This window comes from Pseudomonas sp. IT-P2 (genome assembly GCF_949767575.1).
Taxonomy (GTDB): Bacteria; Pseudomonadota; Gammaproteobacteria; order Pseudomonadales; family Pseudomonadaceae; genus Aquipseudomonas; species Aquipseudomonas pharyngis.
Window position 1 is genome coordinate 144,449 of sequence record NZ_CATKQA010000011.1, and the last position, 8,705, is coordinate 153,153.

At 61.3% G+C, this 8,705-nt stretch carries 10 protein-coding genes; all 10 read left to right on the plus strand.

All coding sequences use genetic code 11. The features are described from left to right. Window positions 1-60: 60 nt before the first annotated feature. The 10 genes from ACM6JM_RS07440 to ACM6JM_RS07485 all read left to right on the plus strand — a co-directional run bounded on the left by ACM6JM_RS07440 (window position 61) and on the right by ACM6JM_RS07485 (window position 8,669). Window positions 61-432, plus strand: coding sequence for a fe2+ zn2+ uptake regulation protein (locus ACM6JM_RS07440; protein WP_074690768.1), 372 nt, complete (start codon window positions 61-63; stop codon window positions 430-432). A gap of 206 nt (window positions 433-638) precedes the next feature. Next, on the plus strand, window positions 639-1,595 hold the full coding sequence (locus tag ACM6JM_RS07445) for an AraC family transcriptional regulator (RefSeq protein WP_414881576.1): 957 nt from the start codon (window positions 639-641) through the stop codon (window positions 1,593-1,595). A 141-nt stretch (window positions 1,596-1,736) separates the two neighbouring features. Continuing rightward, window positions 1,737-3,092, plus strand: coding sequence for a benzoate 1,2-dioxygenase large subunit (gene benA / locus ACM6JM_RS07450; protein ID WP_414881577.1), 1,356 nt, complete (start codon window positions 1,737-1,739; stop codon window positions 3,090-3,092). Then, window positions 3,092-3,580 (plus strand): benzoate 1,2-dioxygenase small subunit, encoded by a 489-nt coding sequence (gene benB / locus ACM6JM_RS07455; RefSeq protein ID WP_414881578.1) that lies wholly within the window; start codon window positions 3,092-3,094, stop codon window positions 3,578-3,580. The genes benA and benB overlap by 1 nt, the downstream gene beginning before the upstream one ends. A 46-nt stretch (window positions 3,581-3,626) precedes the next feature. After that, window positions 3,627-4,634 carry a benzoate 1,2-dioxygenase electron transfer component BenC gene (gene benC / locus ACM6JM_RS07460; RefSeq protein WP_414881579.1) on the plus strand — a complete coding sequence of 336 codons (1,008 nt, stop codon included), beginning with the start codon at window positions 3,627-3,629 and terminating at the stop codon, window positions 4,632-4,634. A 27-nt stretch (window positions 4,635-4,661) separates the two neighbouring features. Next, a complete protein-coding gene (locus ACM6JM_RS07465) occupies window positions 4,662-5,423 on the plus strand; it encodes a 1,6-dihydroxycyclohexa-2,4-diene-1-carboxylate dehydrogenase (RefSeq protein ID WP_414881580.1) in 762 nt (253 codons plus the stop codon). Between the two features lie 22 nt (window positions 5,424-5,445). Next, a complete protein-coding gene (locus ACM6JM_RS07470) occupies window positions 5,446-6,567 on the plus strand; it encodes a muconate cycloisomerase family protein (protein WP_414881581.1) in 1,122 nt (373 codons plus the stop codon). Between the two features lie 18 nt (window positions 6,568-6,585). Then, window positions 6,586-6,876: a muconolactone Delta-isomerase gene (gene catC, locus ACM6JM_RS07475; protein WP_039771165.1), complete on the plus strand. Its 291-nt coding sequence runs from the start codon at window positions 6,586-6,588 to the stop codon at window positions 6,874-6,876. Between the two features lie 41 nt (window positions 6,877-6,917). Next, window positions 6,918-7,832 (plus strand): catechol 1,2-dioxygenase, encoded by a 915-nt coding sequence (catA, locus tag ACM6JM_RS07480; RefSeq protein WP_103386238.1) that lies wholly within the window; start codon window positions 6,918-6,920, stop codon window positions 7,830-7,832. Window positions 7,833-8,153: 321 nt separating this feature from the next. Then, the gene (locus ACM6JM_RS07485; protein ID WP_064381961.1) at window positions 8,154-8,669 is read left to right on the plus strand and encodes an Hcp family type VI secretion system effector; all 516 of its coding nucleotides are present in this window, start codon (window positions 8,154-8,156) and stop codon (window positions 8,667-8,669) included. Window positions 8,670-8,705: the final 36 nt, after the last annotated feature.

Sequence of the window (8,705 nt, forward strand, 5' to 3'; positions counted from 1 at the left end):
TATATATAGAGCTACGCACAGCGGTTGATCACAGAGCCTTCAAGGAAAAGGAGTATTCGAATGTTAACCAGCCCGGCATCGACTTCCTCTGGTACGCCATTGCCGATCCCGAAAGTCCAGCGAGCCTTCGATTTCGAGCGCAGTACCAACGAACATATCCGTGAGCTGCTGCATTATTACGGGCTGCGCACCAGCCTGATCCGGATCAAGGTGATCGATGCCTTGCTGGTTGCCACACGGGAAGGACGCGCCGTTGGCGGGCGCGGGGTGCATGGGTATCTGCAGGCATTTGTCAGCGGCATTCAGTTCATCAGCGTCAGGGAAGTGCTCAAGCGTTTGTGCGAGGAGGGCGTCATCGTGTTTCAGCCCGACAAAAGCTACCGTTTCACCGGCGAGGCCTATGCGATGCTGGAACAGCATGCCGATCGCTGAGTGATCGGGTGTGCCGGCCAGATCAAACCACCTGTTCGCAGGTGGTTTTTTCGTTGGGGGCCGTCAATTCTGATTCGCTGAAAGCGTTCGATCAGCGGACAGCCAAACCTTCGTCCAATTGCCCGATCCGGCACGCCGGCGTACTGTGACCGGTGATGGCGTAAACCGTGACCATCACCATAACGACAAGATCGAGTACCTTGCCCATGGACAGCCGCCTGCTGAGCGACCGCAGCAGCGTGTTTCGCCACGCTGACCCGTATGCCGTCTCCGACTATGTGAACCAGCACGTCGGCCAGCATTTCATCGGCCTGTCCAAAACCACGCATCCGCAAGCCAGCCTCAACCACCGCAAACTCGCCGACCTCGATCTGTGCCGCATCAGCTATGGCGGCAGCGTTCGCGTCACTTCACTTGCACTGGAAACGGTCTATCACCTGCAAGTCCTGCTGCAAGGCAACTGCCTGTGGCGCGGGCACAAGCGCGAGCATCATCTGGTGCCGGGCGAATTGCTGCTGATCAACCCGGACGATCCGGTGGACCTGACTTATTCCGACGATTGCGAGAAGTTCATCCTCAAGGTGCCGGTCAGCGTGCTGGAGTCAGTGTGCGACGAGCAGCGCTGGCTGCATCCTGCCGGCGGCATCCGGTTTCTGCGCAATCATTACCGGCTCGACGAACTGGAAGGCTTTACCAATCTGCTGGGCATGATCTGCCAGGAAGCTGAAGCCAGCGACCCGTTGCTGCGGGTGCAGGAGCATTATGCGCAGATCGTCGGCGGCAAACTGATCTCGCTGATGAACACCAACGTCAGCCGTGAATGCCTGAGTTCGCCGAGCGTCAGTTTCGAGCGGATCCTCGACTATATAGAGCGCAACCTGAAGCTGGATCTGCCCGCCGAACACCTGGCGGCCCAGGCGAACATGAGCCCGCGTTCACTGTACGCCCTGTTCGGGCGCCAGCTCGGCGTGACCCCGATGCAATACATCCGCCAGCGCAAGCTGGAACGCATTCATGCCTGTCTCAGCGACCCGAGCTGCCCGGTGCGCAACCTCACCGAACTGGCGCTCGACTACGGCTTCCTGCACCTCGGGCGTTTCTCCGAAAGCTACCGCCAGCAGTTCGGCGAATTGCCGTCCGTGACCTTCAAGCGCCGCCACTGAAGTCCCGCCTCGAAACAATCTGAAGCACCTGCTGCGCCGTCCTGCACAAAACGGATAGCGCTCTGCAGGATTCGGATATTGCCGCCCGCGTTGCCTCCCTAATCTGACCTGGCCTGAACAATAACAATGGAGGCCCCGGCCATGTCCCTGGGAATCGACTACCTCAATGCCATGCTTGAAGAGGACCCCGAAAAGGGGGCCTACCGCTGCAAGCGGGAGATGTTCACCGATCCGCGGCTGTTCGAACTGGAGATGGCGCACATCTTCGAAGGCAACTGGATCTACCTCGCCCACGAAAGCCAGATCCCCAACGCCAACGATTTTCTGACTACCACCATGGGTCGCCAGCCCGTGTTCATCGCCCGCAACAAGGCCGGTGAACTCAATGCCTTTCTCAATGCGTGCAGCCATCGCGGCGCGATGCTTTGCCGGCACAAGTCCGGCAACCGTTCCAGCTATACCTGCCCGTTCCACGGCTGGACGTTCAACAACAGCGGCAAACTGCTCAAGGTCAAGGACCCGGGCGAAGCCGGCTATCCCGAAGGCTTCAACTGCGAAGGCTCCCACGACCTCACCAAAGTCGCGCGTTTCGAGTCCTATCGCGGCTTTCTGTTCGGCAGCCTGAATGCCGATGTGAAGTCGCTTGCCGAGCATCTGGGCGAGTCGGCCAAGATCATCGACATGATCGTCGATCAGTCCCCTGAAGGTCTGGAAGTGCTGCGCGGTTCCAGCTCCTACATCTATGAAGGCAACTGGAAACTCACCGCCGAAAATGGCGCCGACGGCTATCACGTCAGCTCCGTGCACTGGAACTACGCCGCCACCCAGAACCAGCGTCAGCAGCGCGACGCCGGCGAAGAGATCAAGACCATGAGCGCCGGCAGCTGGGCGAAGAAGGGCGGCGGTTTCTACTCGTTCGACCACGGCCATCTGCTGCTCTGGACCCGCTGGGCCAACCCCGAGGATCGCCCGGCCTACGAGCGTCGTGATGAACTGGCCCGGGACTTCGGCCAGGCCCGCGCCGACTGGATGATCGAGAACTCGCGCAACCTGTGCCTGTACCCCAACGTGTACCTGATGGATCAGTTCAGCTCGCAGATCCGCATCGCCCGGCCGATCTCCGTCGACAAGACCGAGATCACCATCTATTGCATCGCGCCCAAGGGCGAGAGCGCGGAGGCCCGGGCCAAGCGTATCCGCCAGTACGAAGACTTCTTCAACGTCAGCGGCATGGCCACCCCGGATGATCTCGAAGAATTCCGCTCGTGCCAGACCGGTTACGGCGCCGGACGCGGCTGGAACGACATGTCCCGTGGCGCGACCCATTGGGTCGAAGGCGCGGACGCGGCGGCCGAGGAAATCGACCTCAAGCCCTTGCTGTCCGGCATGCGCACCGAGGACGAAGGCCTGTTCGTGCTGCAACACAAGTACTGGCAGGAAACCATGCTCAAGGCCGCCGCCAGCGATAAAAACCTGATCCCTGTGGAGGCTGTGTGATGAGCAACCTCTACGACACCGTGCGCGATTTCCTCTACCGCGAAGCGCGTTATCTGGACGACGGCCAGTGGGATCAGTGGCTGGAACTCTACGCCGCCGACGCCAGTTTCTGGATGCCGGCCTGGGACGACCACGACACCCTGACCGAAGACCCGCAAAGCGAAATCTCGTTGATCTGGTATGGCAACCGTGGCGGCCTCGAAGACCGGGTGTTCCGGATCAAGACCGAGCGCTCCAGCGCGACCATCCCCGACACTCGCACCTCGCACAACCTCAGCAACATCGAGATCGTCGAGCAGGGCGAAGGGCAATGTCAGGTGCGCTTTAACTGGCACACCCTGAGCTTTCGCTTTCAGGTCACCGACAGTTATTTCGGCACCAGCTTCTACACCCTCGACTTGCGCGGCGAACAGCCGCTGATCAAGGCCAAGAAAGTCGTGCTGAAGAACGATTACGTCCGTCAGGTCATCGACATCTACCACATCTGATCGAGACGGCGGCGAGCCGGGCTCGACGCTGTGAGCGAGGTGCACCATGAGTTTCCAGATCGCACTGAATTTCGAAGACGGGGTCACCCGTTTCATCGAGACCTCGGGCCACGAAACCGTTGCCGACGCGGCGTATCGCCAAGGCATCAACATCCCGCTGGACTGCCGCGATGGCGCCTGCGGCACCTGCAAGTGTTTCGCCGAAGCCGGGCGTTACGCCATGGGCGACAACTTCATCGAAGACGCCCTGAGTGACGACGAACTGGCCCAGGGTTATGTGCTGACCTGCCAGATGCGCGCCGAAAGCGATTGCGTGGTGCGAGTGCCGGTCGGCTCGCAGGTGTGCAAGACCGAGCAGGCGAGTTATCAGGCGTCGATCAGCGATGTCCGGCAGCTTTCCGAAAGCACCATCGCGCTGTCGCTCAAGGGCGAATCCCTGAGCAAACTGGCGTTCCTGCCCGGTCAGTACGTCAACCTGCAAGTGCCGGGCAGCGAGCAATCCCGCGCCTATTCCTTCAGCTCGTTGCAGAAGAACGGCGAGGTCAGTTTCCTGATCCGCAATGTCCCCGGCGGCCTGATGAGCAGCTTCCTCACCGGGCTGGCCAAGGCCGGCGACAGCCTGAATCTGGCCGGGCCGCTGGGCAGTTTTTACCTGCGCGAGATCAAGCGGCCGTTGTTGCTGTTGGCGGGCGGCACCGGGCTGGCGCCGTTCAACGCGATGCTGGAGAAGATCGCCGAGCAGGGCAGCGAACATCCGGTTCACCTGATCTACGGTGTGACCAACGATTTCGATCTGGTGGAACTCGACCGCCTCGAAGCCTTCGCCGCGCGCATCCCGAATTTCAGCTTCGGCGCCTGCGTGGCCAATCCGCAGAGCCAGCATCCGCTCAAGGGCTACGTCACCCAGCACATCGAACCGCGCCACCTCAACGAAGGCGATGTCGACGTGTACCTGTGCGGTCCGCCGCCGATGGTCGAGGCCGTCAGCCAGTACATCCGCGAGCAGGGCATCACGCCGGCGAACTTCTACTACGAGAAATTCGCGGCGGCCTGAGTCTTCTTTCTGAATTGCGAGGTTGTCATGAACAACAGATTCGCCAACAAGGTCGCGCTGGTCACTGGCGCGGCGCAGGGCATCGGTCGCCGGGTGTGCGAGCGTTTGCTGGAGGAGGGCGCGCAGGTGATTGCTGTCGACCGCTCCGAACTGGTTCACGAACTGCAAGGCGAGGGCGTGCTGTCGCTGACCGCCGACCTCGAGCAATACGCCGATTGTGCGCGGGTGATGAGGGCATCCGTCGATGCGTTCGGGCGCCTGGATGTGCTGGTCAACAACGTCGGCGGCACCATCTGGGCCAAGCCGTTCGAGCACTACGAAGTCGAGCAGATCGAGGCCGAAGTGCGCCGCTCGCTGTTCCCGACGCTGTGGTGCTGCCACGCCGCATTGCCGCACATGCTCAAGCAGGGGCGTGGCGCGATCGTCAATGTGTCGTCGATTGCGACCCGCAGCCTGAACCGCGTTCCGTATGGCGCGGCGAAGGGCGGAATCAACGCACTGACCGCCTGCCTGGCCTTCGAAAATGCCGAGCGCGGGATCCGGGTCAACGCCACCGCGCCCGGAGGCACCGAAGCGCCGCCCCGGCGCATCCCGCGCAACGCCGCCGAACAATCTGAGCAGGAGCAGGCCTGGTATCAGGAAATCGTCGCGCAAACCCTTGATAGCAGCCTGATGAAACGCTACGGAACCATTGACGAACAGGTCGGCGCGATCCTGTTTCTCGCCTCGGACGACGCCTCCTACATCACCGGGGTAACCCTGCCGGTCGGTGGCGGTGACCTCGGTTGATCACGCTTGAATGGACACTGACATGAACCGGATCCTGATTGAAAACCTGTCGGCGGTCATCGTCGACCTGCCGACCATCCGCCCGCACAAACTGGCGATGCACACGATGCAGAACCAGACGCTGGTGATCCTGCGCCTGCGTTGCAGTGACGGTATCGAAGGCATCGGCGAAGCCACCACCATTGGCGGTCTGGCCTACGGCTACGAAAGCCCGGAAAGCATCAAGGCCAACATCGACGCGCACCTGGCGCCGGCGCTGATCGGCGTGGACGCGGACAACATCAACGCCGCGATGCAGAAACTCGACAAGATCGCCAAGGGCAACACCTTCGCCAAGTCCGGCATCGAGAGCGCCTTGCTCGATGCCCAAGGCAAACGTCTCGGTCTGCCCGTGAGCGAACTGCTCGGTGGCCGGGTCCGCGACAGCCTCGAAGTCGCCTGGACTCTGGCCAGCGGCGACACCGCCCGCGACATCGCCGAGGCCGAACAAATGCTGGAAGCGCGGCGGCACCGGATCTTCAAATTGAAGATCGGCGCCAACCCGTTGGAGCAGGATCTGAAACACGTGGTGGCGATCAAAAAAGCCCTGGGTGAGCGCGCCAGCGTACGGGTCGACGTCAACCAGTATTGGGACGAATCCCAGGCGATTCGTGGCTGCCAGGTGCTCGGCGACAACGGTATCGATCTGATCGAGCAGCCGATCTCGCGGGTCAATCGTTCGGGGCAGATTCGCCTGAACCAGCGCAGCCCGGCGCCGATCATGGCCGACGAATCCATTGAAAGCGTCGAGGATGCGTTCAGCCTCGCCGCCGACGGAGCCGCCAGCGTCTTCGCCCTGAAGATCGCCAAGAACGGCGGCCCGCGCGCCGTGTTGCGCACCGCGCAAATCGCCGAAGCCGCCGGCATCGCTTTGTACGGCGGCACCATGCTCGAAGGCTCCGTCGGCACGCTGGCTTCGGCCCATGCGTTCCTCACGCTCAGGCAGTTGACCTGGGACACCGAGCTGTTCGGCCCGCTGTTGCTGACCGAAGACATCGTCACCGAGCGCCTGCAGTACCGCGACTTTCACTTGCACATTCCACGCACGCCGGGCCTGGGCCTGACGCTGGATGAAGAGCGTCTGGCGCGTTTTCGCCGGCACTGATTCCCTAAGGAGAACGCCATGCTGTTCCACGTAAAAATGACCGTGAAATTGCCCGCCGACATGGACCCGGCCGTTGCCACAAAGCTCAAGGCCGACGAAAAGGAACTCGCCCAGCGCCTGCAACGCGAAGGCCAGTGGCGCCATCTCTGGCGCATCGCCGGGCACTACGCCAATTACAGCGTGTTCGACGTGCCCAGCGTCGAAGCGCTGCACGACACCCTGATGCTGTTGCCGCTGTTTCCCTACATGGACATCGAGATCGACGGCCTCTGCCGCCATCCCTCATCGATCCACACCGACGACCGCTGAGCCCGGACCCGACCCCACAACAACAAGATGAGGTGAACACCATGACCGTGAAGATTGCCCACACTGCCGAGCTGCAAGCGTTCTTCGAACAAGCCGCCGGTTTCGCCAACGACGGCGGCAGCTCGCGTCTGAAAACCATCGTCCTGCGGGTGTTGCAGGACACCGCCCGGATCATCGAAGACCTGGACATCAGCGAAGACGAATTCTGGAAAGCCGTCGATTACCTCAACCGCCTGGGCGGCCGCTCGGAAGCCGGGCTGCTGGTGGCCGGTCTCGGCCTCGAACATTTCCTCGACCTGCTGCAGGACGCCAAGGATGCGCAGATCGGCTTGACCGGCGGCACGCCGCGCACCATCGAAGGCCCGTTGTACGTGGCCGGCGCGCCGCTGTACGAAGGTGAATGCCGCATGGACGACGGCAGCGAGGAGGGCGTCGCCACGCTGATGTTGCTCGAAGGCCAGGTGTTCGACCCGCAGGGCCAGCCGCTGGCCGGCGCCACGGTCGACCTGTGGCACGCTAACACCAAAGGCACTTACTCGTTCTTCGATCAGAGCCAATCCGAATACAACCTGCGCCGCCGGATCATCACCGACGCCGAAGGCCGCTACCGCGCCCGCAGCATCGTGCCCTCCGGTTATGGCTGCGACCCGAAAGGCCCGACCCAGGAATGCCTCGACCTGCTCGGCCGCCACGGCCAGCGCCCGGCTCATATTCACTTCTTCATTTCCGCACCGGGGCACCGGCACCTGACGACGCAGATCAATCTGTCGGGTGACAAATACCTGTGGGATGACTTTGCGTATGCGACCCGTGAAGGGTTGGTCGGGGAGGTCGAATTTCTGGAGGATGCAGCGGGACGTCGAGCCGAATTGAAGTTCGACTTTCAGTTGCAGCAGGCGCCGGATGCGGCGGCGCAGCAGCGCAGTCAACGACCACGGGCGTTGCAGGAGTACTGATTCCGCAGTTCTGTTCGCATTGGCGGAACTGCGCAAAAAGTTGCGCAGTAATCCGTAATAAAATCACGGTAAAAATAGCTGGAGGCCTCGCAGATCAAGGCCTCCAGCCAAGTGCGCAAGAAGTTGCACAGCACTGCGCAACTTCTTGCGCACTTTTTCCCTGTTTCCTACAGCCAAAATCGAACGAATCTCACGTAAACGTCGTAAGTCTTTGATGGGTAACAGCCCTGATACGGCTGGCACGACTTTTGATATCTCCTTGGCCACCAGGACAGGCAATCACGCCGTCCGGTCCTGTCTTTTGAGCAAGGAGCACACCCCATGGCAACACCAGCGTACATGTCGGTTACCGGCGAAAAACAAGGCCTGATCACTGCCGGCGCCTTCACCGCCGACTCCGTTGGCAACACCTATCAGGAAGGCCACGAAGACCAGGTCATGGTTCAGGCTTTCAGCCACGACGTGATCATCCCGCGTGACCCGCAATCCGGTCAGCCAACCGGTCAGCGCGTGCACAAGCCAGTCGTGATCACCAAGGTCTACGACAAGGCTTCGCCTCTGCTGCAAGCGGCTCTGACTTCCGGCGAGCGCATGAGCGAAATCGTTATCCAGTGGTATCGCACTTCGGCGCAAGGCACTCAAGAGCACTACTACACCACCAAACTGGAGGACGCGATCATCGTCGCCATCAACAACAAGATGCACAACTGCCAGGACCCGGCAAACGCCCACTTCACTCATCTGGAAGAGGTGCATTTCACCTACCGCAAGATCACCTGGACCCACGAAGTCTCCGGTACTTCGGGCTCCGATGACTGGCGTGCTCCGGTCGTTTAAACGCGGCTGATGGTTGTACCGTTCCGGCCAGCGTTA

What these genes read in the sequence shown, in the direction of transcription:
- ACM6JM_RS07440 (WP_074690768.1), top strand. Translation starts at nt 61, where the DNA reads ATGTTAACCAGCCCGGCATCGACTTCCTCTGGTACGCCATTGCCGATC.
- ACM6JM_RS07445 (WP_414881576.1), top strand. Translation starts at nt 639, where the DNA reads ATGGACAGCCGCCTGCTGAGCGACCGCAGCAGCGTGTTTCGCCACGCT.
- benA (WP_414881577.1), top strand. Translation starts at nt 1,737, where the DNA reads ATGTCCCTGGGAATCGACTACCTCAATGCCATGCTTGAAGAGGACCCC.
- benB (WP_414881578.1), top strand. Translation starts at nt 3,092, where the DNA reads ATGAGCAACCTCTACGACACCGTGCGCGATTTCCTCTACCGCGAAGCG.
- benC (WP_414881579.1), top strand. Translation starts at nt 3,627, where the DNA reads ATGAGTTTCCAGATCGCACTGAATTTCGAAGACGGGGTCACCCGTTTC.
- ACM6JM_RS07465 (WP_414881580.1), top strand. Translation starts at nt 4,662, where the DNA reads ATGAACAACAGATTCGCCAACAAGGTCGCGCTGGTCACTGGCGCGGCG.
- ACM6JM_RS07470 (WP_414881581.1), top strand. Translation starts at nt 5,446, where the DNA reads ATGAACCGGATCCTGATTGAAAACCTGTCGGCGGTCATCGTCGACCTG.
- catC (WP_039771165.1), top strand. Translation starts at nt 6,586, where the DNA reads ATGCTGTTCCACGTAAAAATGACCGTGAAATTGCCCGCCGACATGGAC.
- catA (WP_103386238.1), top strand. Translation starts at nt 6,918, where the DNA reads ATGACCGTGAAGATTGCCCACACTGCCGAGCTGCAAGCGTTCTTCGAA.
- ACM6JM_RS07485 (WP_064381961.1), top strand. Translation starts at nt 8,154, where the DNA reads ATGGCAACACCAGCGTACATGTCGGTTACCGGCGAAAAACAAGGCCTG.